Origin of the sequence: Pantoea sp. F_5, assembly GCF_008631595.1 — a bacterium.
In the GTDB taxonomy this organism is placed as follows: Bacteria; Pseudomonadota; Gammaproteobacteria; order Enterobacterales; family Enterobacteriaceae; genus Pantoea; species Pantoea gossypiicola.
Window position 1 is genome coordinate 1 of sequence record NZ_VWUO01000031.1, and the last position, 26,139, is coordinate 26,139.

The following is a 26,139-nucleotide window of genomic DNA, read 5'->3' on the forward strand; positions in this document are numbered from 1 at the left end:
AGCCATGATCAAACTCTTCAATTTAAGTTTGATTTGCTGAAACCAGTTCAGCGATGCTCATCTGTAAAACGTCATAATGAATTTCATTATGTGTTCACTCGTGAGGCTTTGATATTTTTGTGCGTCCAAAGACGCTGATATCAATCCTGCGAGTGCCCACACAGATTGTCTGATAAATTGTTAAAGAGCAGTGCGAACAGTGCGTTAGCGTCCTGTCGCGAGGTGGCGTATATTACGCTTTCCTCCTTCAGAGTCAACCTCTTTTTCAGAAGTTTTTCTCCGGCGGGTCAGTCTCCTGAACCTCTTAACCCGTTTCCCGTTGCCGGTGTGCCGTGTCGATGGAGGCGCATTATAGGGAGTTGTCAGACAGGCGCAACCCATAAATTGCAGAAAAAAGCGCGTTCGCTGCATTCCACAGCAAAAGCCGCTGTTATACGCAGTTACACACAGCGTTATCCACATTCGCCGGGCCTGGCAAATTTAGGCGAGCATCACGCAAACGTTTTCGCTACAATGCCGGGCAATATGACGGACTCCCCTTTTAGGGGCGTTACCTGAGGTTTTTGATCTTTCCTTCTTATATAGAAGAGAAAACCGCTGTAAAACCTGATGTAACGCTCTTCTATACGCGAAACAAAGCCAAGGGATAAACCACCATGCAACAACCTCGTCCTGTACGCCGCGCCTTGCTCAGTGTCTCTGACAAAGCCGGCATCCTCGAATTTGCTCAGGCGCTCTCCAGTCGCGGTGTCGAACTGCTCTCCACAGGTGGAACCGCTCGCCTGCTGGCGGATGCGGGTCTGGCTGTCACAGAAGTCTCTGATTACACCGGTTTCCCGGAAATGATGGATGGACGCGTCAAAACCCTGCATCCGAAAGTGCATGGCGGCATTCTGGGTCGTCGCGGCCAGGATGATGCCATCATGGCGCAGCATGACATCAGCCCTATCGACATGGTGGTCGTTAATCTCTATCCCTTTGCACAGACTGTTGCCCGTGAAGGATGCTCACTGGAAGACGCAGTAGAAAACATTGATATCGGCGGTCCGACCATGGTGCGCTCTGCCGCCAAGAACCACAAAGATGTGGCCATCGTGGTCAGCAGCGGCGACTACGACGCCATCATTGCTGAAATGGATGCCCACCAGAACGGCCTGACGCTCGCCACCCGTTTCGATCTGGCGATCAAAGCGTTTGAACACACCGCCGCTTACGACGGTATGATCGCGAACTACTTTGGTAGTCTGGTGCCCGCCTATCACGGTGAACGCAATCAGCCTGCAGGTCGCTTCCCGCGTACCCTGAATCTGAACTTCATCAAGAAGCAGGATATGCGTTACGGCGAAAACAGCCACCAGCAGGCGGCCTTCTATATAGAAGAGCAGGTTGCTGAAGCCTCGGTTGCCACCGCGCAACAGGTTCAGGGCAAAGCGCTCTCCTATAACAATATCGCTGACACGGATGCTGCACTCGAGTGTGTCAAAGAGTTCAGTGACCCCGCCTGTGTCATTGTTAAACATGCTAACCCCTGTGGCGTTGCGACCGGCGACGACCTGCTGTCAGCCTATGACCGTGCTTACCAGACCGACCCTACCTCTGCGTTCGGGGGCATCATCGCCTTTAACCGCGAGCTGGATGAAGCGACAGCACAGGCCATTATCAGCCGCCAGTTCGTTGAGGTGATCATCGCGCCAGCCGTTTCCGAGGCCGCACTGAAGATTACCGCGACGAAACAGAATGTCCGTGTCCTGATCTGCGGCCAGTGGCAAAACCGCACGGCAGCGCTGGATTTCAAACGCGTCAACGGTGGCCTGCTGGTTCAGGATCGCGATCTCGGTATGGTCGATGCCAGCCAGCTGCGCGTGGTCAGCAAGCGTCAGCCATCGGAGCAGGAGCTGCGTGATGCCCTCTTCTGCTGGAAGGTCGCGAAGTTTGTTAAATCCAACGCCATTGTCTATGCGCGTGACGGGATGACGATCGGAATTGGTGCCGGCCAGATGAGCCGCGTCTACTCCGCTAAAATTGCCGGTATCAAAGCGGGCGATGAAGGACTGGAAGTGAAAGGTTCTGCCATGGCGTCAGATGCGTTCTTCCCATTCCGCGACGGTATTGATGCGGCCGCTGCGGTGGGCGTGAGCTGTGTAATTCAGCCTGGCGGCTCTATCCGCGATGAAGAGGTGATTGCGGCGGCAGATGAGCACGGCATTGCCATGATCTTTACCGATATGCGCCACTTCCGTCATTAATCGTTCCGGAGAGTAACAGATGAAAATTTTAGTGATTGGTAATGGCGGACGTGAACACGCGCTGGCCTGGAAAGCGGCACAGTCGCCGCTGGCAGAAACCGTCTTTGTTGCACCGGGTAACGCCGGTACGGCATTAGAGCCTGCGCTGCAGAATGTCGCAATCAGTGCGACCGATATCCCTGCCCTGCTGGATTTTGCCCAGCGTGAAAAGATCGATCTGACGATTGTCGGGCCGGAAGCGCCGCTGGTGATTGGCGTCGTGGATGCCTTCCGTGAAGCGGGGCTGGCTATCTTTGGTCCGACACAGGCCGCAGCACAGCTGGAAGGCTCTAAAGCCTTCACCAAAGATTTTCTGGCACGTCACCAGATTCCCAGTGCGGCGTATCAGAACTTTACCGAGGTCGAGCCGGCTCTCGCATATTTGCGTGAGAAAGGTGCGCCCATCGTTATTAAAGCCGACGGCCTGGCCGCAGGTAAAGGCGTGATTGTCGCAATGACGCAGCAGGAAGCTGAGGATGCGGTTCAGGATATGCTGGCGGGTAACGCCTTTGGCGATGCCGGACACCGCATTGTGATTGAAGAGTTTCTGGATGGCGAAGAAGCCAGCTTCATCGTGATGGTAGACGGCGAGCATGTACTGCCTATGGCCACCAGCCAGGATCATAAGCGCGTCGGCGATGGCGACACGGGTCCGAACACCGGCGGAATGGGTGCCTACTCCCCGGCTCCGGTTGTCACCGATGCGATCCACCAGCGCATCATGGATCAGGTTATCTGGCCGACGGTGCGCGGCATGGCTGCTGAAGGCAACGTTTACACCGGTTTTCTCTACGCCGGTCTGATGATCGACCACACCGGGCAGCCGAAAGTGATCGAATTTAACTGCCGCTTCGGCGATCCGGAAACGCAGCCGATCATGCTGCGCCTGCAGTCGGATCTGGTCGATCTTTGCCTGGCTGCCTGTGACGGTAAGCTGGATCAGAAAAAGTCACAATGGGATCCCCGTCCTGCGCTGGGTGTCGTACTGGCGGCAGGCGGTTATCCGGGTGATTACGCTCAGGGCGATCAGATTCATGGGCTGCCACTGGAAGAGGTTGCCGACGGCAAGGTATTCCACGCCGGAACACGTCTGGAAGAGGATCGGGTGCTGACGAACGGTGGCCGCGTGCTGTGCGTCACCGCGCTGGGTGACGATGTCGCTGCGGCACAAAAGCGGGCTTACGAGCTGACAAAGCCAATTTCATGGCAGGGCAGTTTCTGTCGCCGCGATATCGGCTACCGCGCTATTAACCGCAAATAAGCGAAGGGGGCACCTGGTGCCCCCTTTTCACTTCACATATCGTCTTCTGTCGGCTGCTGTGAGCAGTCATCCTGCTGACTGATCCGCAACAGCTGAATGCCTTCCGGCGCGTCCAGCCATGACACCATCAGCGGTGCCGATACGCTACGCTGCTGCTGTGTCAGCATCTGCACATCGTCAGCATCAAAAGCGGGCCTGACCTGCTGACCTTCACAACTCTCCAGCAGATTGTTGCCCAGCCAGTGTCCCTGTTTCAGGAATACCTGACCGCTTAACAGCGCATCGCTGAGGTTACGCATGCGCTGAGCATCAAACTTATAGAGTTCAACCGCATCCGGGCTGACCGCTTCACGCCGGCCTGCAAGCTGGCGCTGCATAAAGTTGAGACCACCCGCCTGGTCGAAGCGCAGGGTTACATCGTCAGGTTGCTTGCCCTTCACCTGGCGCTGAATGCTGATCAATGACTCTTCCAGCCAGACATAGTCAGTCACTTCACCTTCCCCGCCACTGAACGGCGTATAGAGGGTACGAATATGAACAGACTGATGGTCGCTGTTTTTGCGCCAGATTCGCACAACACCACGATCGGCAAGATAGCCACTGGCAGAAAAGGGAGGTATATCCGGAGTTGAGCTGCAACCGAAAAGAAACAGAGGGAGAAACAGAACAGATAAACGCGATAACAGCAGAGTCATGATGGCTGGCCTTTTAAAAACAAAAGGGGCGAAACGCCCCCTGTTTTAAAGCTTAACCGCAGTGCGACGTCTTACTTAACGGCGTCTTTCAGCGCTTTACCAGACACGAATGCCGGTACGTTTGCTGCAGCGATTTTGATCTCTTTGCCAGTCTGCGGGTTACGACCGGTACGCTCAGCGCGGTGGTTCACTTTAAAAGTACCAAAACCAACCAGTTGTACAGCATCACCATCTTTCAGAGACTCAGTGATCGCAGCCAGAGTAGATTCCAGCGCTGCCTTTGCCTGGGTTTTAGACAGGTCAGCTTTTTCTGCGATCACATCAATCAGTTGAGTCTTGTTCATAAGTTATCCTTAAAGTGTATTTATCGCTTGCTAAGCAACGAGTGCGAGGGAAAAGCCATATTCTGGCACTCTTCTGCCTGCACGCACCGATAGCCACAATTTTCAGCCCCCCAAATGTAGACCAGACAGGGGGCCAATGTGAAGCCTTCAGGCGCGCTAATTCGGGCCTGAAGTCACGTTTTATCGCCTTACTGCTGGAAATTTATACCAATGTTACTAATTCCCGCTTCACGCAGGTCAGATCGCAGACCTTTAATCAATTCAAGGTCGCGCTCTTCACACTCCGCCAGCAGACGGAAAATCTCCCACTGGAGGTCCCACTCATCGATGATAGCCGGGTTTTCACGCAGCTCTTCATCGGTCATTTCGCGTCCAGCCTGGGTCATCTCCAGCATAGCGACGGTAGTAATTGAGGTCTCGCTGACTTCAATAGCATGCTCAAGCGTTTCGCCGCTCAGCTGCGCATGGACAACTTCGCTTAATGCCACACAGGCATCAATAGCCGGATAAACGCCATAAACCTCAAATGCATCACCATCAGGAATAGCGGCTTCGAGCTTTTCCAGCTGACTGTCGAAGTTAATCTTCGCATCTTTGACCGTCAGGTTTTCCCAGATCAGATCAAGAATCCGGCGATAGAGTGCCGGATCGGCAAATTCAGTCTGCTCGCAGAATGCGCGATAGTTGGGATACATACGTTCGCACAGGCAGGCCATAAAAGTCAGGTGCTGCCAGCTTTCCAGCTTCGCCAGACGCAGATGAACGGGGTTCTGTAACATAAAGGTGGCTCTTATTCGTTTCTCTGGCCGCAGTGTAACTGCAAAACCGCAGCACAAACAGTGTTAAAGCGCGTTTTGCCAGCGCTGGAAAGCGGTTCGGTTAGAGGCAACCGCATCGGCCCAGCGGGTCGGTTCCGGCAACCGGTAACCGCGCGTACAGTTTTCGACCCACTGCAGCGCCGTATCCAGGCTGACACGATGACCAGTGGCGACAAACAGCGGATTACAACGCAGCTTGCTGCGCCATACCCAGCCTATCTGCTCACCTTTGTCGATCAGCGGCTGACGGCTGCCAGGCTGCGCATCCAGATCGTCAAAACGTCCGCAGAGACGACTTTTCGCAACACCGATAGTGGGCACATCGATCAGCAGGCCGAAATGCGATGCGACGCCCAGCCGTCTTGGATGCGAAATACCGTGTCCATCCACAAACAGCAGATCAGGCTTTTGCTCCAGCATCTGCCAGGCAGCCATCAGCGCCGGATATTCACGGAAGGAGAGAAAGCCCGGAATATAGGGCATGGTGGTCTCAACGCGCGCGATGCGATGCTCCACCAGTTTTAACGAGGGATATTCCAGTATCACCATCGCCGCCCGCGTGACGGTGCCGTCCTGCTCAAACCCAACGTCTGCCCCGCCAATAAAGCGGGGCGGCAGAACGTCAAAGTCATCTTCACGCACCACGTCAGCGGCGCGTTGTAACTGCTCAGCGCGAAGTGCGGCAATGTCCATCATTACTCCTGATGCCAGGGACGTGATAAACGATGCACAGCGTCAACAAAGACACCGGCATTTTCGGGCGGAACGTCCTGATGAATGCCATGCCCCAGATTAAAGACGTGACCAGTGCCTGAGCCAAAACGCTCCAGAATAGCGGCCACCTCCTGTTCGATACGTTCAGGTGCCGCATAGAGCATAGAGGGATCCATGTTGCCCTGCAGCGCAACTTTGTCGCCTACGCGACGGCGTGCATCATCAATATCGGTGGTCCAGTCGAGACCCAGCGCATCACATCCGGTGGCAGCCATCGCTTCCAGCCATTGTCCGCCGCCTTTGGTAAAGAGCGTTACCGGCACGCGGCGGCCATCGTTTTCACGCAGCAGTCCATCGACAATCTTGTGCATGTAGTGCAGGGAGAATTCGCGATAGTCACGACCGGTTAGCACGCCGCCCCAGGTATCAAAGACCATGACGGACTGCGCACCGGCGCGGATCTGAGCGTTAAGATAGAGAATGACGCTGTCGGCCAGCTTATCCAGCATCGCATGCAGCGTCGCCGGATCGGCATACATCATCTTCTTAATTTTGGTAAACGCCTTGCTGCTGCCGCCTTCCACCATGTAGGTGGCCAGCGTCCACGGACTGCCGGAGAAGCCAATCAGCGGCAGATCGCCATTCAGGTTCTTACGGATGGTGCGCACCGCATTCATCACATAGCCCAGCTCCATTTCTGGATCGGGCACCGGCAAACGCTCAACGTCAGCGCGGCAGGTCACAGGGTTAGAGAAACGGGGGCCTTCGCCGGTTTCAAAGTAGAGACCCAATCCCATCGCATCCGGAATGGTCAGGATGTCACTGAAGAGGATGGCGGCATCCAGCGGATAACGGCGCAGCGGCTGCAGGGTCACTTCACAGGCCAGCTCGGCGTTTTTACACAGCGACATGAAATCACCCGCCTGGGCGCGTGTCGCTTTGTACTCCGGCAAATAGCGCCCGGCTTGTCGCATCATCCATACCGGCGTGACATCAACTGGCTGACGTAACAGGGCACGCAAATAACGATCGTTCTTCAGTTCACTCATCTCAACACTCTCTCAATAACAGGCGTGTAGTGTAGCACTTTCACGCTTCGGCGCGGCACAGGGCGACGGTATCTTCAATCAGGCGGCGTGCCACGGTGCCTGGCGGTGGCAGTAAAGGCAGCGCATCAAAACGGAACCAGGCGGCATCCAGCAGTTCTTTGCCGTCGTGTTGCAGATCGCCGCTGTCATACTCCGCCATGAACGCTGTCATCAGCGATTGCGGGAAGGGCCACGGCTGGGAGGTCACATAACGGACATTTTTGACGCGGATATTACTCTCTTCCATCACTTCCCGGGCAACGGCCTGCTCCAGCGTCTCGCCGACCTCCACAAAACCGGCCAGCACGGTGTAGACCTTGTTGCGATGGCGGGCATGATTCGCCAGCAGGATTTCATCGCCGCGACGGATAGCCACAATGATGCAGGGCGCGATCTGCGGATAGTAACGCTCACGGCAATGGCTGCAGAGACAGGCAAATTCATGTTTGCTGTGGTGCATCTCATGTCCGCAGTAGCCGCACCAGCGATGAGAGCGGTAGAACTCCGCCAGCTGTACACCGCGACCCACCAGCTGAAACAGCTCCACATCCTGATCGATCAGCTGTCGCACGGAGAACATATCGGCGGAACGCGGCTCACAAATCAGCCAGACTTTTTCGCCCTGCCATTCACCAATGGTCCGGGCCTTACTGCCGGTTAAACCGAATTTTTCGGCGTTTCCGTGGGGTAAATCACCTTGTGGCAACCAAAGTTTCTGTTCATGGCTGACAATCCACCATCCAGCGTCTACGCTTGAGATTTCGCATTGCATTTATTTCGTCATCCTTAGCGTCAACTCGCACGCTGAAGCCCTGATGTTAAGTGTGTAGATAAACAACTATAACTCACATGGAGTTAGATATGCTTAACCAGTTAGACGTCCTGGCTGAACGCGTAGGTGGCAGTAATGAACTGGTCGATTCGTGGCTTGAAGCGCGTCGCCAGCTACTGGTGACCTATTATCACCTGGTCGGTCTTAAACCTAAAAAAGAGGCGCTGACGCGTCTTGATGAGCAGGCACTCGACAACTTCTGTCACGGCCTGGTCGACTATCTTTCTGCCGGCCACTTCAGTATCTATGAGCGCGTGATCAGTGAAATGAGTGGCGACAGCCCGATGATCGCCGCCGCGCAGCTTTACCCTCCGCTGGAGGCAAACACTGAGCGTCTGATGCAGCTGTATGACGGTCACCTGCAGCAGGCGATTGACGATGAGAACTGCATGACCTTCCAGCAGGCTCTCTCTGAAGTGGGCGAAGTGCTGGAATCACGCTTTACGCTGGAAGATAAGCTGATCCAGCTAGCCTGGGATAATCAGCTTGCTACGCCGCCAGTGGCGAATGACAGCCATATCGCCCGCCCGGCTTAATGGTTAACGACGGCAAAGGGCTTGAGATTATCCCGTAGCCCTTTTATGCTGAACAGGTTCTGAGGAACAAACGCTAAAGAAATTTTTCTTATTTATGCGTTGAAATATAGGGTTTTTACGCCAGCGTCTGTTATCAGACACGCGCGTGAAAACCGCTTCTTGTCGGAGTGCCCAGCTGGGCTGAGACCGTTAATTCGGGATCCGCGGAACCTGACCAGGTTAGAACCTGCGTAGGGAACAAGAGTAAAACTTCTCTGTATGCCAGCATGCCTGTGCTGTCTGTACGGTTACTCCTTCCGAACTCCGGACAAGCATCGTTCCCCCTTAACAGGAAGATTGCTATGTCTGACCCAAAAATGTCCCGTCGTGAACAGCGTGCCCAGGCGCAGGAATTTATTAATTCCCTGCAAAGCGGCAGTGCTTTTCCCCAGTCCCGTCGCATCTGGATTACCGGCAGCCGGGAAGATATTCGCGTGCCCATGCGTGAAATCACCCTAAGCCCGACCCATATCGGCGGCAGCAAAGAACAGCCTCTCTATGAGCAAAATGAAGCGGTGCCGGTCTATGATACGGCAGGTGCGTATGGCGATCCCGCGGCACAGATTGATGTGCATCGCGGTCTGGAAAAGCTGCGCGCACACTGGATTGCTGAACGCGACGACAGTGAGCTTCTCGAACAGAACAGCTCGGGCTATACCCAGCAGCGGCTGGCTGACGAGGGGCTGGATCACCTGCGCTTCGATCACCTGCCAACACCGCGCCGCGCCCGTGCAGGCCGCCGTGTCACGCAACTGCACTATGCCCGTCAGGGCATGATTACCCCGGAGATGGAGTTCATCGCCCTGCGGGAAAACATGGGCCGTGAGCGAATCCGCAGTGAGGTGCTGCTGCAACAGCATCCGGGGCACAGTTTTGACGCACATCTGCCAGCCGATATCACACCCGAGTTTGTCCGTCAGGAGGTCGCTGCCGGACGCGCCATTATCCCTGCCAATATTAATCACCCTGAATCGGAACCGATGATCATTGGCCGCAACTTCCTGGTTAAGGTCAACGCCAATATCGGTAACTCGGCAGTTACCTCTTCTATCGAGGAAGAAGTGGAAAAGCTGGTCTGGTCGACTCGCTGGGGTGCCGACACGGTGATGGATCTCTCAACCGGCCGTTATATTCATGAAACGCGCGAATGGATTTTGCGCAACAGCCCGGTGCCCATTGGTACCGTGCCGATCTATCAGGCGCTGGAAAAAGTGAATGGCGTGGCCGAGGCGCTGAACTGGGAAATATTCCGGGACACGCTACTGGAGCAGGCGGAACAGGGCGTCGATTACTTCACTATCCACGCGGGCGTTCTGCTGCGTTATGTTCCGATGACGGCGAAACGTCTCACCGGTATTGTGTCTCGGGGTGGATCGATCATGGCCAAATGGTGCCTGTCCCACCATCAGGAGAGCTTCCTGTATCAGCACTTCCGTGAGATTTGTGAAATCTGCGCCGCTTACGATGTCTCCCTGTCGCTGGGCGATGGCCTTCGTCCGGGTTCGATTCAGGATGCCAACGACGAGGCGCAGTTTGCCGAACTGCGAACCCTGGGTGAACTGACGCGTATTGCCTGGGAGTATGACGTTCAGGTGATGATTGAAGGTCCGGGCCACGTCCCGATGCATATGATCCGCCGTAATATGACCGAACAGCTCGACCTGTGCGATGAAGCCCCCTTCTACACGCTTGGCCCGCTGACCACTGACATCGCGCCCGGCTACGACCACTTCACCTCGGGTATCGGTGCCGCCATGATTGGCTGGTTTGGTTGCGCCATGCTTTGCTACGTCACGCCCAAAGAGCATCTGGGTCTGCCAAATAAAGAGGATGTGAAGCAGGGATTGATCACCTACAAAATCGCGGCGCATGCTGCCGATCTGGCCAAAGGCCACCCCGGTGCGCAGATCCGTGATAACGCTATGTCCAAAGCGCGCTTTGAATTCCGCTGGGAAGATCAGTTTAACCTGGCGCTGGATCCCCATACGGCCAGGGCTATGCATGATGAAACCCTGCCGCAGGAGTCGGGCAAGGTGGCCCATTTCTGCTCAATGTGCGGCCCCAAATTCTGCTCAATGAAAATTTCCCAGGAGGTGCGCGAATTTGCGGCACGCCAGGATGCCCGTGCCGAGCCGGTTGAAGTAGGCATGGCACAGATGTCAGATCGTTTCCGCAGCCGCGGTGGTGAGCTCTATCACCCCGCCGATGCCATTAAGGAGGAGTAACGATGCCCGCATTTCCCGCTACCGTCCCGCGTCTGGGACTTTATCCGGTGGTTGATAGCCCCGAGTGGATCGAACGCCTGCTTGAAATGGGCGTTCGCACGCTGCAGTTGCGCATCAAAGATCAGCCCGATGAGGTCGCCGAACCTGCCATTGCTCAGGCGATTGCGCTGGGTAAACGCTACGACGCGCGTTTATTTATCAATGACTACTGGCAACTGGCCATTAAACATCAGGCTTATGGCGTGCATCTCGGTCAGGAGGATCTGGACGTGGCCGATCTTGCCCGCATTCATCAGGCAGGATTACGACTGGGACTCTCTACCCATGACGATGCGGAACGGGATCGCGCTCTGGCAATCCAGCCCTCTTACATCGCCCTTGGGCATATTTTTCCGACGCAGACTAAAGAAATGCCTTCTGCACCGCAGGGTATTGAGCAGCTGACGCGGCATCTTACCCATCTGTCGCATATTCCCACCGTGGCGATTGGCGGTATTTCGATTGCGCGCGCACCCGAGGTGCTGGCCACCGGTGTGGGCAGTATTGCGGTGGTGAGTGCAATTACTCAGGCAGATGACTGGCGTGCAGCAACGCGCACCCTTCTGGCACTGTCAGGACCAGGCGATTAAGCATTTATGGAACCTGCCGCGCATATTGGCTGCAAAATCGGTAACGCCAGCCTTATTCCGGGAAAGTGCCGCGCAAAGGTGCATGTTGCCGCTGGCGTGATGTGATTCAAAACTTTAACGTGGCATCCGTCAGGTTAAGGTTATCTGACCAGGGCCGGTTCCCTCCTCTTGCCGGCCCTGCTTCTTCTCTTCCCTACGCGAGCGTAGAGGCTGAAGTCTGGGTTTCATGCTGGCACGAGAGCATGGCGCGCTCGACTGCAGCACCCACCAGCGCAAGCGCCCGTTCCGTCTGATCGTTGATCGGCAGCCCGTAGTTCAAACGCAAACAGTTACGGTATTTACCCGATGCTGAAAAAAGTGAGCCCACGGCAATCTGAATTTTTGACTCGCGCAGTTCACGGTTAAGACGGACCGCATCAAACGCTTCGGGAAGTTCTATCCACATCAGAAAACCGCCCTGAGGACGTGAAACGCAGATGCCGCAGGGAAAATAGTGGCGTACCCAGCAGCTAAAGGTTTCATAGTTGCGATGGTAGAGTTGCCGCATCCGGCGCAGATGAGGCTGATAATGGCCCTGACGGATAAACTCGGAGACTGCATGCTGAGGCTGCGTAGCGGTGGAGCCGGTGACAATATATTTCATGTGCAGCACGCGGTCACGGTAGCGGCCTGGAGCAACCCAGCCAACGCGTAAACCTGGCGCCAGCGTTTTCGAAAAGGAGCTGCACAGCAGCACCCGACCATCAAGATCCAGCGCTTTGATGGTGGGCGGGCGCGGATATTCCCAGGCTAACTCACCATAGACATCATCTTCAATCACTGCCGCGTCAAACCGCTGCGCCAGCGCCAGCAAAGCCCGCTTACGCGGCTCAGGCATGATAAATCCCAGCGGATTATTGCAGTTCGGCACAACAACAACCGCTTTAATCGGCCATTGATCAAAGGCCAGCTCCAGCGCTTCCAGACTGATGCCGGTGACTGCATCGGTCGGGATCTCAATGGCCCGAATGCCAAAGCCGCGCAGGGTCTGCATGATGCCGTGAAATGACGGGGACTCTACGGCTATGATATCCCCCGGCTCGCAGACTGCACGTACGGCGACTGATAACGCTTCATGGCAGCCGGTGGTAATCACAATGTCATCCGCGGTGAGCTGGCAGCCGCTGTCTATCGCCAAGCGCGCAACCTGTTGCCGCAAAGCGAGGACACCATAGAGGTTGTCATAATTCAGCAGCGCTATTTCCTGCTTCTGCGCCTGGCGGCTGAACGCTTTCCACAGTGGCTTAAGCGTCGGCTGGGTCAAATCGGGCATGCCACTGCCCAGCTGCAAAACATCATCTTCCAGACGGCTGTTAATCAGCTCCAGTACCGCATCCCACTGCGTCACCTCAACCGGCCGCTGCGCGGGACGGGTCAGTGCCGGGATCGGTGGCGTTGCTTTGCGTGACGCCACAAAATAGCCGGATCGCGACTGCGGCGTAATCATCTGCTTCTCTTCCAGCAGATGATAAGCCTGCTGCACCGTACTGATACTGACGCCATGCTCGGTACTCAGACTGCGTACTGAAGGCAGGCGCTCACCGCTGCGATATAAGCCTTGTTCAATACGCTGAGCCAGCAGCGTAGCCAGATGTTCATATCGGGTCATTGTATCTCCACAGGCTCAGAGGTTGAGCAGTAACCAGTACAGTTCAGCCTCTTTTTTACCATTCAGATCGTCATGACAGCAATCTGTATGTTAAATAAAAGTGATTTTTGCGTCTGTATCGTACAGAGCGATCCACTGAAAATGGTCCTCAGATACTTCACTGAGGGCACTATCATGGGATATGACGAGAATCGCGCAGCTAAACCATTTACAGGCACGCCTTACCACCTGGTTCGTTACCTGTGGCGCAGTTACAAACGCTGGCAGCTGCGGCGTGAGACGCGCCTCATCCTGTCGAAGTTAAGCGACAGTCAGCTGAAAGATATCGGTATCAGCCGCAGTGACTGGAATAGCTGAGTCTGAGACAAAAAAAACCCTGCCGAGGCAGGGTTTTTATCAGGTAAAGGACGATTAATCGTCTTTATTGCCGCCGAGACCGGCGTTCAACAGTTCAGCCAGGCTGGCTGAGGCTTCATCCGCAGTCACCTGCGGTACAGCCGGAACTTCACCTGCCGCTTTGCGGCGCATGCGATCCTGATGGTACGCATAACCGGTACCGGCCGGGATCAGACGACCCACGATCACGTTCTCTTTCAGGCCGCGCAGTTCGTCACGCTTGCCTGCTACTGCTGCTTCGGTCAGGACACGTGTGGTCTCCTGGAACGAGGCTGCAGAGATGAACGATTCGGTAGCCAGTGATGCTTTGGTAATACCCAGCAGGTCACGCATGAAGGTTGCGCCAACTTTTCCGTTCGCTTCCAGATCACGGTTAGAGATCTTGATGCGAGAGAATTCAGCCTGCTCACCTTCCAGGAAGTCGGTGCTTCCTGCGCTCACGATGGTCGCTTTACGCAGCATCTGACGAACGATGACTTCGATGTGCTTATCGTTAATCTTAACGCCCTGCAGACGATAAACTTCCTGCACTTCGTTAGTGATGTAACGGGTCACCGCATGCACGCCACGCAAGCGCAGGATGTCATGTGGAGACTCTGGGCCATCGGAAACCACGTCACCGCGCTCAACACGTTCACCTTCGAACACGTTCAGCTGACGCCATTTCGGAATCATCTCTTCGTATGGCTCACTACCATCCAGCGGTGTGATGACCAGACGACGTTTACCTTTGGTCTCTTTACCGAAGGAGATGATGCCGCTGATCTCCGCCAGGATAGCAGGCTCTTTCGGACGACGCGCTTCGAACAGGTCAGCAACGCGTGGCAGACCACCGGTAATATCCTTGGTACCGCCAGATTCCTGCGGAACACGCGCTAACGTGTCACCGGCACTGATCTTAACGCCATCTTCCAGCTGAACAATCGCTTTACCTGGCAGGAAGTACTGAGCCGGCATGTCGGTACCCGGGATCAGAACATCGTTGCCATTGGCATCAACAATTTTCAGCGCAGGACGCAGATCTTTACCGCCTGACGTACGTTCAGCACTGTCCAGAACCACCAGCGAAGAAAGACCGGTTAAGTCATCTGTCTGACGGGTAATCGTCTGACCATCAACCATATCCGTGAAGCGAATGAAACCGCCTACTTCAGTGATGACTGGCATGGTATGCGGATCCCAGTTTGCGACGGTTTCGCCCGCTGCAACCTGCTCACCATCACCTTTCGCCATGGTAGAACCGTAAGGAACCTTATAGCTCTCTTTGGTACGACCAAATTCGTCGATCATTTTCAGTTCGACGTTACGCGAGGTGATCACCAGCTTACCTGCCGAGTTCGTTACCGACTTGGCGTTGGTCAGCTTGATGGTACCTTTGTTCTTCACCTGAATGCTGGATTCAGCAGCCGCACGTGATGCCGCACCACCGATGTGGAACGTACGCATCGTCAGCTGTGTACCTGGCTCACCGATGGACTGTGCCGCAATAACACCGATCGCTTCACCTTTGTTGATGATGTGACCACGTGCCAGGTCGCGACCGTAGCAATGCGCACACACACCAAAATCGGTTTCACAACCTACTACCGAGCGGACTTTCAGGCTGTCGACTGAGTTCAGTTCCAGCACGTCACACCAGTGCTCATCGAGCAGCGTGTTGCGTGGAACCAGAATATCAGCCGTGCCCGGCTTCAGAACGTCTTCAGCAGTCACACGACCCAGTACACGTTCACGCAGTGGCTCTTTAACATCGCCACCTTCGATGACCGGGGTCATCATGATACCTTCGTGCGTACCACAGTCATCTTCGGTCACAACCAGATCCTGGGCAACGTCAACCAGACGACGCGTCAGATAACCGGAGTTCGCGGTTTTCAATGCGGTATCCGCAAGACCTTTACGCGCACCGTGGGTTGAGATGAAGTACTGGAGTACGTTCAGACCTTCACGGAAGTTCGCGGTAATCGGCGTCTCGATGATGGAGCCATCTGGCTTCGCCATCAGACCACGCATACCGGCCAGCTGACGAATCTGTGCAGCAGAACCACGCGCACCGGAGTCGGCCATCATAAAGATGCTGTTAAAGGAAACCTGTTTCTCTTCTTCGCCGTCACGGTTAATCACGGTCTCAGTAGAGAGGTTTTCCATCATCGCCTTGGCAACACGTTCGTTGGCTGCGGCCCAGATATCGATGACTTTGTTATAACGTTCGCCTGCGGTTACCAGACCAGACTGGAACTGTTCCTGGATCTCGGCCACTTCCGCTTCCGCTTCGGTGATGATTTCCACTTTCTTCTCTGGAATAACCATGTCGTCGATACCGACTGACGCGCCTGAACGGGCAGCATAAGCGAAACCGGTGTACATGGTCTGGTCAGCAAAGATAACGGTCGGCTTCAGGCCCAGAATGCGGTAACAGGTGTTCAGCATTTTGGAGATAGCTTTTTTACCCAGCGCCTGGTTCACGATGGAGTAAGGCAGACCTTTCGGCACGATCATCCACAGGATGGCACGGCCAATCGTGGTATCGATGATGCTGGTTTTAGCAACCCACTCATCCTGCTCATTCTTCTCATGTTCGGTGATACGCACCTTAACGCGAGCGTGCAGTGAGGCCAGGCCAGCGCGATAAACACGCTCAGCTTCTTTCGGGCCAGTCAGCACCATGCCTTCGCCTTTGGCGTTAACACAGTCACGGGTCATGTAATACAGACCCAGTACAACGTCCTGAGAAGGAACGATGATTGGCTCGCCGTTCGCAGGTGACAGGATGTTGTTGGTCGACATCATCAGCGCACGTGCTTCCAGCTGGGCTTCCAGCGTCAGCGGTACGTGAACAGCCATCTGGTCACCATCGAAGTCGGCGTTATAAGCCGCACAAACCAGCGGGTGCAGCTGGATCGCTTTACCTTCGATCAGAACCGGTTCAAAGGCCTGAATACCCAGACGGTGCAGCGTAGGCGCACGGTTCAGCAGAACCGGGTGCTCACGGATCACTTCGTCGAGGATGTCCCAGACAACCGCTTCTTCGCGCTCAACCATTTTCTTCGCGGCTTTGATGGTGGTGGCCAGGCCACGCAGTTCCAGCTTGCCGTAGATAAACGGTTTGAACAGTTCGAGTGCCATTTTCTTCGGCAGACCGCACTGATGCAGACGCAGGTATGGACCCACGGTGATAACCGAACGACCAGAATAGTCGACACGTTTACCCAGCAGGTTCTGACGGAAACGACCCTGCTTACCTTTAATCATGTCAGCCAGCGATTTCAGCGGACGCTTGTTGGAACCGGTGATCGCACGACCACGACGACCGTTGTCCAGCAGTGCATCGACCGCTTCCTGCAACATACGCTTTTCGTTGCGCACGATGATATCTGGCGCAGCCAGATCCAGCAGGCGCTTCAGACGGTTGTTACGGTTAATCACGCGACGATACAGATCGTTAAGGTCCGACGTTGCAAAACGACCACCATCCAGCGGTACCAGCGGACGCAGATCCGGTGGCAGAACAGGCAGCACGGTCAGGATCATCCACTCTGGTTTGTTGCCAGACTGAACGAACGCTTCCAGCAGCTTGATGCGCTTAGTCAGTTTTTTACGTTTGGTTTCGGAGTTGGTTTCGTTCAGCTCTTCACGCAGCTGCTCGCACTCCTGCTCCAGATCCATGTTTTTCAACAGGGCCTGGATCGCTTCGGCACCCATTTTGGCGTCGAACTCGTCACCGAACTCTTCCAGAGCGTCAAGGTACTGCTCTTCAGTCAGGATCTGACGCTTCTCGAGGTTGGTCATGCCACCTTCGATTACCACGTAAGATTCAAAGTAGAGCACGCGCTCGATGTCACGCAGTGGCATATCCAGCAGTAAGCCGATACGCGATGGCAGTGACTTCAGGAACCAGATGTGCGCAGTCGGCGACGCCAGTTCGATGTGGCCCATACGCTCACGGCGTACTTTAGTCTGGGTCACTTCAACGCCGCACTTCTCACAAATCACACCACGGTGTTTCAGGCGCTTGTACTTGCCACACAGGCACTCATAGTCTTTTACCGGCCCGAAGATACGGGCACAGAACAGACCATCGCGCTCTGGCTTAAAAGTACGGTAGTTAATGGTTTCTGGCTTTTTCACTTCACCAAAAGACCAGGAACGGATCATGTCTGGCGAAGCCAGCGCAATTTTGATCGCATCAAACTCTTCGGTCTTAGTTTGCGCTTTCAGAAACTTAAGTAAGTCTTTCACGGATTAGCTCCCGTCGGAGTGAGACTCAGGGGGCGTCCAACCGAAATTGAACGCCCCGTAACCAGTACAATTGCGAGCGCTTTAAACCCTGCGCTTTCAGGCGGCGGCAAGCCGCATGAAAAGGGGTTACTCGTCTTCCAGCTCGATGTTGATACCCAGCGAGCGAATCTCTTTCAACAGTACGTTGAAGGATTCCGGCATGCCCGGTTCCATCTGATGGTTACCGTCAACGATGTTTTTATACATCTTGGTACGGCCGTTGACGTCATCAGACTTAACGGTAAGCATTTCCTGCAGGGTATACGCGGCACCGTATGCTTCCAGTGCCCACACTTCCATCTCACCAAAGCGCTGACCACCGAACTGCGCCTTACCACCCAGCGGCTGCTGAGTAACCAGGCTGTAGGAACCGGTGGAACGTGCATGCATCTTGTCATCAACCAGGTGGTTAAGTTTCAGCATGTACATGTAGCCAACCGTTACCTGACGTTCGAACTGCTCACCGGTACGGCCGTCAAACAGGGTAATCTGACCGGAAGAAGGCAGGCCGCCGAGCTGCAGCAGCTCTTTGATCTCGCTCTCTTTCGCGCCATCAAACACCGGTGTGGCGATTGGCATACCTTTCTTCAGGTTCTCAGCCAGACGCAGTACTTCGTCATCGGAGAAGGTATTCAGATCAACTCGTTGACGCAGATCGGTACCCAGGTCATAGGCGCGCTGAATGAATTCGCGCAGTTTCGCGACTTCTTCCTGCTTCTTCAGCATGGCGTTAATTTTCTCGCCGATACCTTTTGCTGCCATCCCCAGATGCGTTTCCAGAATCTGACCGATGTTCATACGCGATGGTACGCCCAGCGGGTTCAGAACGATGTCAACCGGTGTACCGTTTTCATCGTAAGGCATATCTTCGATCGGGTTGATCTTGGAGATAACACCTTTGTTACCGTGACGGCCTGCCATTTTGTCACCCGGCTGAATCTGACGCTTAACAGCCAGATAAACCTTAACGATTTTCAGCACGCCTGGTGCCAGATCATCGCCCTGGGTGATCTTACGACGCTTACCTTCGAGTTTTTTCTCAAACTCGTGCTTCAGTTCGTCGTACTGCTCTGCCAGCTGCTCCAGCTGGTTTTGCTTGGCTTCGTCAGTCAGACCCAGTTCAAGCCAGCGCTCGCGCGGCAGCTTGTCCAGTTTGTCTGCTTCAACGCCACCCGAAATCAGTACGTTCTGGATACGGCTGAACAGACCCGCTTCCAGGATCTGCAGTTCTTCAGACAGGTCTTTTTTGGCCTGCTTCAGCTGCATCTCTTCGATTTCCAGCGCACGTTTGTCTTTTTCCACGCCATCGCGGGTAAAGACCTGAACGTCAATCACGGTACCTGACACGCCATTCGGCACGCGCAGTGACGAATCTTTCACGTCAGAGGCTTTTTCACCGAAGATAGCGCGCAGCAGTTTTTCTTCTGGCGTCAGCTGGGTTTCACCTTTAGGCGTTACCTTACCAACCAGAATGTCGCCACCGGTTACTTCAGCACCGATGTAGACGATGCCTGACTCATCCAGTTTAGAGAGTGCAGCTTCACCCACGTTCGGGATATCAGCGGTAATCTCTTCCGGCCCCAGTTTGGTGTCACGCGACACGCAAGCCAGTTCCTGGATGTGGATGGTGGTAAAGCGATCTTCCTGAACCACACGCTCGGAGACCAGGATGGAGTCTTCGAAGTTGTAACCGTTCCACGGCATGAACGCGACACGCATGTTCTGGCCCAGCGCCAGTTCACCCAGATCGGTGGACGGACCATCTGCCAGCACGTCGCCGCGCTCAACCGGCTCACCCAGAGAGACACATGGCATCTGGTTGATGCAGGTATTCTGGTTTGAACGGGTATATTTGGTCAGGTTATAGATGTCGATACCGGCTTCGCCCGCGTACATCTCATCTTCGTTAACTTTGATAACGATACGTGATGCATCAACATACTGTACGGTACCACCACGTTTGGCTACGGCAGTGACACCGGAGTCAACGGCAACAGCACGTTCCATACCGGTACCAACCAGCGGCTTATCTGCACGCAGAGTCGGAACGGCCTGACGTTGCATGTTCGCACCCATCAGAGCACGGTTGGCGTCATCGTGTTCCAGGAACGGGATCAGGGATGCACCGACAGAAACCACCTGCTGGGTGGAAACGTCCATGTAGTCAACCTGATCGCGGCTGAACAGACTCGATTCGCCTTTGCTACGGCAGGTAACCAGGTCATCAACAAACGCGCCGTTTTCATCGAGCGGGGCGTTCGCCTGAGCGATAACGTAGTTACCCTCTTCAATAGCAGAGAGGTAGTGGATCTCGTCAGAAACCAGACCGTCGATAACACGACGATAAGGCGTCTCAAGGAAACCATACTCATTGGTCTGTGCATAAACAGACAAGGAGTTGATCAGACCGATGTTCGGACCTTCAGGGGTTTCGATTGGGCAGACACGACCGTAGTGCGTTGGGTGTACGTCACGCACTTCGAAGCCGGCACGCTCACGTGTCAAACCACCCGGGCCAAGTGCAGAGATACGACGTTTGTGCGTAATCTCTGACAGCGGGTTGTTCTGATCCATAAACTGTGAAAGCTGGCTTGAACCGAAGAACTCTTTCACCGCAGCCGAAATCGGCTTCGCGTTGATCATGTCCTGTGGCATCAGCGTATCGAGGTCGCCCAGAGAGAGACGCTCTTTAACCGCACGCTCAACACGTACCAGGCCGACACGGAACTGGTTCTCAGCCATTTCACCGACTGAACGAATACGACGGTTTCCGAGGTGGTCGATATCGTCCACTTCGCCTTTACCATTACGGATGTCGATCAGTTTTTTCATCACTTCGATGATGTCTTCTTTGCTCAGGATGCCTGAACCTTCGATTTCATCACGCAGCAGTGAACGGTTGAACTTCATACGGCCGACGGCAGAGAGATCATAACGATCTTCAGAGAAGAACAGATTCTCGAACAGGTTCTCTGCAGCTTCACGCGTTGGCGGCTCACCGGGACGCATCATGCGGTAGATCTCAACCAGTGCGCTCAGGCGATCGCTGGTTGGGTCAACACGCAGGGTCTCGGACATATAAGGACCGTGGTCCAGATCGTTGGTGAACAGCGTTTCGATGCGTTTGTGACCCGACTGGCTCAGTTTGGCCAGCAGATCCAGTGACAGCTCCATGTTCGCTGCAACAATCAGCTCACCGGTGCTCTCATCGATGTAGTCTTTAGCAACCACTTTGCCCGCGATATATTCAACCGGAACTTCGATGTGCTGAATGCCATCTTTTTCCAGCTGACGAATATGGCGCGCAGTAATACGGCGGCCTTTTTCGACGTAGACGGTGCCGTTCGCTTCAATATCGAAGGTCGCAGTTTCACCGCGCAGGCGCTCAGGCACCAGCTCCATCTGCAGCTTGTTATCGCGAATTTCAAACACCACTTTCTCGAAGAAGAGATCGAGGATCTGAGGTGTTGTGAACTGCAACGCACGCAGGATGATAGTGGCCGGCAGCTTACGACGACGGTCAATACGGACAAACAGGTTATCTTTCGGGTCAAACTCAAAGTCGAGCCATGAACCGCGGTAAGGGATGATACGTGCGTTGTACAGCACTTTACCCGATGAGTGGGTTTTACCCTTATCGCTATCAAAGAACACGCCAGGACTACGGTGCAGCTGAGAAACGATAACGCGCTCGGTACCATTGATAACAAAGGTACCGTTGTCGGTCATGAGCGGAATTTCGCCCATGTAGACTTCTTGTTCTTTAATGTCTTTTACGGTGCCTTCTGGCGCTTCGCGCTCATAGATCACCAGACGCAGTTTCACGCGCAGCGGTGCCGAATAGGTCACTCCACGGATCTGACACTCTTTCACGTCAAAGACAGGTTCGCCCAGGCGATAGCTCACATACTGCAACTCAGAGTTGCCGCTGTAGCTCGCAATAGGGAATACAGAGCGGAAGGCAGCTTCCAGCCCGTACTGACCTTCTGGATCTTGCTCGATAAACTTCTGGAACGAGTCGAGCTGGATGGAAAGGAGATAAGGTATGTCCAGTACTTGCGGACGTTTACCAAAATCCTTACGAATACGTTTTTTCTCGGTATAGGAGTAAACCATAGGGTTCCTCAGCTAGCTGACAAGTCGACCCACGCTGTCCGTCCTGACAGGACAGTTCATGCAACACGATTTTGTTTGATTCACTGGCTGCGCGGCAGCAGTGCAATACCTCTTTCTATCACGCTTAAATCATTTCATCGCTTTTGTGAAGGCAGGGAACCCGCACAGGAAAGCGGTATATTAAGTCGTCGATAGAGAAAGATATTGAAGAGTAGCAATGGACAAACAGTGTGAAACCCCATTGAGACCCTGTAGCGCAAAAAGGCTGGTGACCAAAAAGTCACCAGCCATCAGTCTGAAACTACTCAGACTGCAACCCGAAGGTTGTCTTACTTAACTTCAACTTCAGCGCCAGCTTCTTTCAGAGCAGCTTCAAGTGCAGCTGCGTCATCTTTGCTGATGCCTTCTTTGATTACGCCAGTTGCTTCAACCAGATCTTTGGCTTCTTTCAGGCCCAGACCAGTTGCAGTACGTACGGCTTTGATGACGGCTACTTTGTTCGCGCCAACAGCTTTCAGTACGACGTCGAATTCAGTTTTTTCTTCAACAGCTTCAGCCGGGCCCGCAGCAACAGCTACAGCAGCAGCAGCAGAAACGCCGAATTTTTCTTCCATAGCAGAAACCAGCTCAACAACTTCCATTACGGACATCGCTGCAACAGCTTCCAGAATTTGGTCTTTAGTGATAGACATGACAATTGTTCCTAAGAATCAGAAAAAGTTTATACGTAAGCAGGTACGAAGAAAAGAATAAGGCCTTAAGCCGCTTCTTTTGCATCGCGTACAGCAGCCAGAGTGCGGACCAGTTTGCCGGCAGCGGCTTCTTTCATGGTCGACATCAGACGTGCCAGTGCTTCTTCGTAGGTCGGCAGCGTTGCCAGACGGTCAATATTGGCCGCCGTGATCAGCTCACCTTCAAAGGCTGCAGCTTTGACCTCAAATTTTGCATTCGCTTTCGCGAAATCTTTGAACAAACGAGCAGCAGCGCCCGGGTGTTCCATAGAATATGCAATCAGGGTCGGACCAACAAACGTGTCTTTCAGGCACTCAAACTGAGTACCTTCAACGACGCGGCGCAGCAGGGTGTTACGAACAACACGCATGTAAACGCCAGCTTCACGGCCTGCTTTACGCAGTTCGGTCATTTTATCAACGGTAACGCCACGGGAATCCGCAACAACCGCTGAAAGCGCACCTTTGGCTACTTCGCTGACTTCAGCAACAATCGCTTGTTTGTCTTGAAGATTTAATGCCATTAGCTTTTGCTCCTGGATTTGACCGGGAAAGGATTTCCCCGGAACTCACTTCACTTACTCACCCCGAGGGGTAATAAGCGCTCGAACACGGTGAGCAGAATCCAGCTAAGAAAAAATTCTTTTGGTTCTGTCACCGTCTACGCAGGGTATTAAGCGGACTATCCGGAGATAGACAGCTCCTGCGGTCTTGGACGGAGGCCAGGATAAGGCCTGGCTCCAACCTAAATTCTGTGTGACGCAGCAGAGTAAGAGGGAAGGCGTTAAACGCCGTTGCCGCATCTGACTCTCTGGTGTCCTGTTCTGCTAATAACAGAACAACGGGCGTAAGATTCTAGGTGAATTTTTCGCCCGTTTCAAGCAGCAATTAGTTTGCTGTTGCGTTCAGACCAGCCTGGTCAACGGCAACGCCGGCACCCATGGTGGTTGAAAGGCTGACTTTCTTGATGTACACGCCTTTCGCCTGAGAGGGTTTCGCTTTTTTCAGCGCAACCAGCAGAGATTCCAGGTTTTCTTTCAGTTTGTCAGCGTCAAAGTCCACTTTACCGATGGTAGTGTGGATGATGCCGTTTTTGTCGTTACGATAACGAACCTGACCTGCTTTAGCGTTCTTAACCGCTTCAGCAACGTTAGGGGTTACAGTACCCACTTTCGGGTTTGGCATCAGGCCACGTGGACCCAGAATCTGGCCCAGCTGGCCAACAACGCGCATTGCATCCGGAGAAGCAATAACAACGTCAAAATTCATTTCGCCTTTCTTGATCTGCTCAGCCAGGTCTTCCATACCAACCAGCTCTGCGCCAGCAGCTTTTGCCGCTTCAGCGTTTGCGCCCTGGGTGAAGACAGCAACACGTACTGAACGACCAGTACCGTGTGGCAGAACGGTCGCGCCGCGTACGTTCTGATCAGATTTACGTGCATCAATGCCGAGGTTGACAGCAACGTCAACGCTTTCAACGAACTTAGCAGTCGCCAGTTCTTTCAGCAGAGCAACAGCTTCAGCAATGTCATACTGCTTGGTCGCGTCAACTTTGTCGCGAATTACGGTCATGCGCTTGGTCAGCTTAGCCATTTCTTAGTCCTCTACTACCAGGCCCATGGAACGAGCAGTACCTTCGATTGAGCGAGTCATCGCTTCAACGTCAGAACCAGTCATGTCCGCAGCTTTGGTTTCTGCGATTTCACGTACCTGAGCACGAGTCACTTTACCGACTTTATCTTTGTTCGGCTTACCAGAACCTGACTTGATGCCCGCTGCTTTTTTCAGCAGTACGGCAGCCGGAGGGGTTTTGGTGATAAAGGTAAATGAACGGTCGCTGTATACGGTGATAACAACAGGAGTCGGCAGACCTTTTTCCAGAGATTCGGTCTTAGCGTTGAACGCTTTACAGAATTCCATGATGTTAACACCCTGCTGACCCAGAGCTGGACCAACCGGTGGACTTGGGTTCGCCATACCAGCTGCAACCTGCAGCTTGACGTAGGCTTGGACTTTCTTAGCCATGATATTTCCTCAATTGGGTTATAGCGCCTGCAAAGGCTCCCCGTGATAACGATTCATACGCCGTTGCCAGCGCATAAAAACAAAAGGCGCGAAATTGTAGTTAAATTTCGCGCCTGCTGCAACAGCTAATTTGTGAGCGGAAAGAGGTTAACCTTTCTCCACCTGACCGAAGTCGAGCTCAACCGGGGTTGCACGACCAAAGATGGAAACGGATACCGTCAGGCGGCTCTTCTCGTAATCCACATCTTCAACCACACCGTTAAAGTCAGCGAACGGGCCGTCGTTAACACGAACCATTTCGCCTGGTTCAAACAGTGTTTTAGGACGAGGCTTATCGCCGACCTGCTGCAGTCGGTTCATGATCGCATCAACTTCTTTATCGCTGATAGGTGCCGGACGGTCAGATGTCCCGCCGATGAAACCCATTACGCGTGGGACACTGCGTACTAAATGCCAGCTGGCGTCATTCATCACCATCTGAACCAGTACATATCCCGGGAAAAACTTGCGCTCGCTCTTACGACGCTGGCCACCACGAATTTCAACGACTTCTTCAGTCGGAACCATGACGTCGCCAAACAGCTCTTCCATGTTGTGCAATTTGATATGCTCGCGCAGCGACTGTGCTACGCGGCCTTCAAAACCGGAAAACGCCTGTACGACGTACCAGCGTTTCTTTGGAGCTTCAGACATCTCAGAACCTCAGGCCAGTGATAAACGATACCAGACGGACCAGAATACCATCCAGCCCCCACAAAATCAGTGACATCACGGCAGTAACCGCGGCAACGATTAACGTGGTGTGCAGCGTTTCCTGGCGGGTTGGCCAGATAACCTTACGCATTTCTGTTCTTGCTTCACGAGCAAAAGCCACGGTCGCTTTGCCTTTGGTCGTTAAAAGCGCAATGCCGCCAGCCGCTGCGATCAGTACAACTACGGCTAATGCACGCAGTGGCAGTGACACATCACGATAGAGGTAGTTACCTACAATCGCTGCAAGCAGCAGTAATACGACTACTACCCACTTTACCGCTTCCAGGCCACGCCCGCTCCCTTGAGCTTCGGTATTCGCACTCATAAACCAACCTGCCACAATAATTCAGAAACTATTCTGCCCCGCAGTGCGAGGCGTCCAAACCGAATGAGCTTTTGGGGCGTAACTCGGTATCCAACGCCGCATAACAGAGCCTGTCTCAGCAATGATTATGATTCAAAAAATCACTGATGAGCCAGGTTCTATGAAACAGCGTGCAAAAAGGGCATCAAATGATGCCCTTTCCGTGTGCATTGCGTCAAACGTTATCGGTAATTATGCGATAACTTTAGCAACAACACCCGCGCCAACGGTACGACCACCTTCGCGGATTGCGAAGCGCAGACCTTCGTCCATTGCGATTGGGTGGATCAGGGTAACAACCATTTTGATGTTGTCGCCTGGCATGACCATTTCAACGCCTTCTGGCAGCTCTACTGAACCGG

At 54.0% G+C, this 26,139-nt stretch carries 21 protein-coding genes, 1 pseudogene and 1 riboswitch; of the genes and pseudogenes, 6 read left to right on the forward strand and 16 right to left on the reverse strand.

Features of this window, described 5'->3' with window-relative positions; translation table 11 throughout:
* The first annotated feature begins 656 nt into the window (after window positions 1–656).
* Complete coding sequence (gene purH / locus F3I44_RS23030) at window positions 657–2,246, forward strand: bifunctional phosphoribosylaminoimidazolecarboxamide formyltransferase/IMP cyclohydrolase (RefSeq protein WP_150015856.1); 1,590 nt, start codon at window positions 657–659, stop codon at window positions 2,244–2,246.
* 19 nt (window positions 2,247–2,265) lie between these two features.
* On the forward strand, window positions 2,266–3,546 hold the full coding sequence (gene purD, locus F3I44_RS23035; protein WP_150015855.1) for a phosphoribosylamine--glycine ligase: 1,281 nt from the start codon (window positions 2,266–2,268) through the stop codon (window positions 3,544–3,546).
* A gap of 32 nt (window positions 3,547–3,578) precedes the next feature.
* Here the strand turns inward: purD and F3I44_RS23040 are convergent, their stop codons facing one another.
* From F3I44_RS23040 to nudC, 6 genes are all read right to left on the reverse strand, one after another.
* Window positions 3,579–4,241 carry a DUF1481 domain-containing protein gene (locus F3I44_RS23040; protein WP_150015854.1) on the reverse strand — a complete coding sequence of 221 codons (663 nt, stop codon included), beginning with the start codon at window positions 4,239–4,241 and terminating at the stop codon, window positions 3,579–3,581.
* A 71-nt stretch (window positions 4,242–4,312) separates the two neighbouring features.
* The gene (gene hupA, locus F3I44_RS23045; protein WP_003850136.1) at window positions 4,313–4,585 is read right to left on the reverse strand and encodes a nucleoid-associated protein HU-alpha; all 273 of its coding nucleotides are present in this window, start codon (window positions 4,583–4,585) and stop codon (window positions 4,313–4,315) included.
* Window positions 4,586–4,773: 188 nt separating this feature from the next.
* On the reverse strand, window positions 4,774–5,364 hold the full coding sequence (locus F3I44_RS23050) for a YjaG family protein (RefSeq protein ID WP_013359744.1): 591 nt from the start codon (window positions 5,362–5,364) through the stop codon (window positions 4,774–4,776).
* 63 nt (window positions 5,365–5,427) lie between these two features.
* A complete protein-coding gene (nfi, locus tag F3I44_RS23055) occupies window positions 5,428–6,096 on the reverse strand; it encodes a deoxyribonuclease V (protein ID WP_150015858.1) in 669 nt (222 codons plus the stop codon).
* A 2-nt stretch (window positions 6,097–6,098) separates the two neighbouring features.
* On the reverse strand, window positions 6,099–7,166 hold the full coding sequence (gene hemE / locus F3I44_RS23060) for a uroporphyrinogen decarboxylase (protein WP_150015853.1): 1,068 nt from the start codon (window positions 7,164–7,166) through the stop codon (window positions 6,099–6,101).
* Window positions 7,167–7,206: 40 nt separating this feature from the next.
* Window positions 7,207–7,977, reverse strand: a complete 771-nt coding sequence (nudC, locus tag F3I44_RS23065) for an NAD(+) diphosphatase (RefSeq protein WP_150015852.1) — start codon at window positions 7,975–7,977, stop codon at window positions 7,207–7,209.
* 89 nt (window positions 7,978–8,066) lie between these two features.
* Between nudC and rsd the strand changes: the two genes are divergently transcribed.
* From rsd to thiE, 3 genes are all read left to right on the forward strand, one after another.
* On the forward strand, window positions 8,067–8,573 hold the full coding sequence (rsd, locus tag F3I44_RS23070) for a sigma D regulator (protein ID WP_150015851.1): 507 nt from the start codon (window positions 8,067–8,069) through the stop codon (window positions 8,571–8,573).
* Window positions 8,574–8,726: 153 nt separating this feature from the next.
* Window positions 8,727–8,827: riboswitch (TPP riboswitch) on the forward strand.
* Between the two features lie 87 nt (window positions 8,828–8,914).
* Window positions 8,915–10,837: a phosphomethylpyrimidine synthase ThiC gene (gene thiC / locus F3I44_RS23075; RefSeq protein ID WP_150015850.1), complete on the forward strand. Its 1,923-nt coding sequence runs from the start codon at window positions 8,915–8,917 to the stop codon at window positions 10,835–10,837.
* Window positions 10,838–10,839: 2 nt separating this feature from the next.
* Window positions 10,840–11,466: a thiamine phosphate synthase gene (thiE, locus tag F3I44_RS23080; RefSeq protein ID WP_150015849.1), complete on the forward strand. Its 627-nt coding sequence runs from the start codon at window positions 10,840–10,842 to the stop codon at window positions 11,464–11,466.
* Between the two features lie 193 nt (window positions 11,467–11,659).
* On the opposite strand, the gene F3I44_RS23085 is transcribed toward thiE, so the two are convergent.
* The gene (locus F3I44_RS23085; protein WP_150015848.1) at window positions 11,660–13,114 is read right to left on the reverse strand and encodes a PLP-dependent aminotransferase family protein; all 1,455 of its coding nucleotides are present in this window, start codon (window positions 13,112–13,114) and stop codon (window positions 11,660–11,662) included.
* Between the two features lie 174 nt (window positions 13,115–13,288).
* Between F3I44_RS23085 and F3I44_RS23090 the strand changes: the two genes are divergently transcribed.
* The gene (locus tag F3I44_RS23090; protein WP_110331175.1) at window positions 13,289–13,471 is read left to right on the forward strand and encodes a DUF1127 domain-containing protein; all 183 of its coding nucleotides are present in this window, start codon (window positions 13,289–13,291) and stop codon (window positions 13,469–13,471) included.
* Window positions 13,472–13,525: 54 nt separating this feature from the next.
* Here F3I44_RS23090 and rpoC read toward each other — a convergent pair whose 3' ends face one another.
* The 9 genes and pseudogenes from rpoC to tuf form a co-directional block, all read right to left on the reverse strand.
* Complete coding sequence (gene rpoC / locus F3I44_RS23095) at window positions 13,526–17,749, reverse strand: DNA-directed RNA polymerase subunit beta' (protein ID WP_150015847.1); 4,224 nt, start codon at window positions 17,747–17,749, stop codon at window positions 13,526–13,528.
* 126 nt (window positions 17,750–17,875) lie between these two features.
* Window positions 17,876–21,904 (reverse strand): DNA-directed RNA polymerase subunit beta, encoded by a 4,029-nt coding sequence (rpoB, locus tag F3I44_RS23100; protein WP_150015846.1) that lies wholly within the window; start codon window positions 21,902–21,904, stop codon window positions 17,876–17,878.
* 329 nt (window positions 21,905–22,233) lie between these two features.
* On the reverse strand, window positions 22,234–22,596 hold the full coding sequence (gene rplL / locus F3I44_RS23105) for a 50S ribosomal protein L7/L12 (RefSeq protein WP_009092660.1): 363 nt from the start codon (window positions 22,594–22,596) through the stop codon (window positions 22,234–22,236).
* 65 nt (window positions 22,597–22,661) lie between these two features.
* Window positions 22,662–23,159: a 50S ribosomal protein L10 gene (gene rplJ, locus F3I44_RS23110; RefSeq protein WP_003848098.1), complete on the reverse strand. Its 498-nt coding sequence runs from the start codon at window positions 23,157–23,159 to the stop codon at window positions 22,662–22,664.
* A 364-nt stretch (window positions 23,160–23,523) separates the two neighbouring features.
* Complete coding sequence (rplA, locus tag F3I44_RS23115) at window positions 23,524–24,228, reverse strand: 50S ribosomal protein L1 (RefSeq protein ID WP_009092662.1); 705 nt, start codon at window positions 24,226–24,228, stop codon at window positions 23,524–23,526.
* Between the two features lie 3 nt (window positions 24,229–24,231).
* Complete coding sequence (gene rplK, locus F3I44_RS23120; RefSeq protein WP_006121495.1) at window positions 24,232–24,660, reverse strand: 50S ribosomal protein L11; 429 nt, start codon at window positions 24,658–24,660, stop codon at window positions 24,232–24,234.
* A 147-nt stretch (window positions 24,661–24,807) separates the two neighbouring features.
* Complete coding sequence (gene nusG / locus F3I44_RS23125; RefSeq protein WP_003848088.1) at window positions 24,808–25,353, reverse strand: transcription termination/antitermination protein NusG; 546 nt, start codon at window positions 25,351–25,353, stop codon at window positions 24,808–24,810.
* Between the two features lies 1 nt (window position 25,354).
* Window positions 25,355–25,738 carry a preprotein translocase subunit SecE gene (gene secE / locus F3I44_RS23130; RefSeq protein ID WP_008927141.1) on the reverse strand — a complete coding sequence of 128 codons (384 nt, stop codon included), beginning with the start codon at window positions 25,736–25,738 and terminating at the stop codon, window positions 25,355–25,357.
* A gap of 231 nt (window positions 25,739–25,969) precedes the next feature.
* Window positions 25,970–26,139 (reverse strand): annotated as a pseudogene (gene tuf / locus F3I44_RS23140) (elongation factor Tu); the annotation flags it as partial.

Excerpts from the sequence above, each read along its gene's own strand:
- secE (WP_008927141.1), bottom strand. The coding sequence starts at position 25,738 with ATGAGTGCGAATACCGAAGCTCAAGGGAGCGGGCGTGGCCTGGAAGCG.
- rpoB (WP_150015846.1), bottom strand. The coding sequence starts at position 21,904 with ATGGTTTACTCCTATACCGAGAAAAAACGTATTCGTAAGGATTTTGGT.
- F3I44_RS23090 (WP_110331175.1), top strand. The coding sequence starts at position 13,289 with ATGGGATATGACGAGAATCGCGCAGCTAAACCATTTACAGGCACGCCT.
- thiC (WP_150015850.1), top strand. The coding sequence starts at position 8,915 with ATGTCTGACCCAAAAATGTCCCGTCGTGAACAGCGTGCCCAGGCGCAG.
- rplK (WP_006121495.1), bottom strand. The coding sequence starts at position 24,660 with ATGGCTAAGAAAGTCCAAGCCTACGTCAAGCTGCAGGTTGCAGCTGGT.
- hupA (WP_003850136.1), bottom strand. The coding sequence starts at position 4,585 with ATGAACAAGACTCAACTGATTGATGTGATCGCAGAAAAAGCTGACCTG.
- thiE (WP_150015849.1), top strand. The coding sequence starts at position 10,840 with ATGCCCGCATTTCCCGCTACCGTCCCGCGTCTGGGACTTTATCCGGTG.
- F3I44_RS23040 (WP_150015854.1), bottom strand. The coding sequence starts at position 4,241 with ATGACTCTGCTGTTATCGCGTTTATCTGTTCTGTTTCTCCCTCTGTTT.
- purD (WP_150015855.1), top strand. The coding sequence starts at position 2,266 with ATGAAAATTTTAGTGATTGGTAATGGCGGACGTGAACACGCGCTGGCC.
- rplJ (WP_003848098.1), bottom strand. The coding sequence starts at position 23,159 with ATGGCATTAAATCTTCAAGACAAACAAGCGATTGTTGCTGAAGTCAGC.
- purH (WP_150015856.1), top strand. The coding sequence starts at position 657 with ATGCAACAACCTCGTCCTGTACGCCGCGCCTTGCTCAGTGTCTCTGAC.
- nudC (WP_150015852.1), bottom strand. The coding sequence starts at position 7,977 with ATGCAATGCGAAATCTCAAGCGTAGACGCTGGATGGTGGATTGTCAGC.
- nfi (WP_150015858.1), bottom strand. The coding sequence starts at position 6,096 with ATGGACATTGCCGCACTTCGCGCTGAGCAGTTACAACGCGCCGCTGAC.
- hemE (WP_150015853.1), bottom strand. The coding sequence starts at position 7,166 with ATGAGTGAACTGAAGAACGATCGTTATTTGCGTGCCCTGTTACGTCAG.
- rplL (WP_009092660.1), bottom strand. The coding sequence starts at position 22,596 with ATGTCTATCACTAAAGACCAAATTCTGGAAGCTGTTGCAGCGATGTCC.
- rsd (WP_150015851.1), top strand. The coding sequence starts at position 8,067 with ATGCTTAACCAGTTAGACGTCCTGGCTGAACGCGTAGGTGGCAGTAAT.
- F3I44_RS23050 (WP_013359744.1), bottom strand. The coding sequence starts at position 5,364 with ATGTTACAGAACCCCGTTCATCTGCGTCTGGCGAAGCTGGAAAGCTGG.
- rplA (WP_009092662.1), bottom strand. The coding sequence starts at position 24,228 with ATGGCTAAGCTGACCAAGCGCATGACCGTAATTCGCGACAAAGTTGAC.
- nusG (WP_003848088.1), bottom strand. The coding sequence starts at position 25,353 with ATGTCTGAAGCTCCAAAGAAACGCTGGTACGTCGTACAGGCGTTTTCC.
- F3I44_RS23085 (WP_150015848.1), bottom strand. The coding sequence starts at position 13,114 with ATGACCCGATATGAACATCTGGCTACGCTGCTGGCTCAGCGTATTGAA.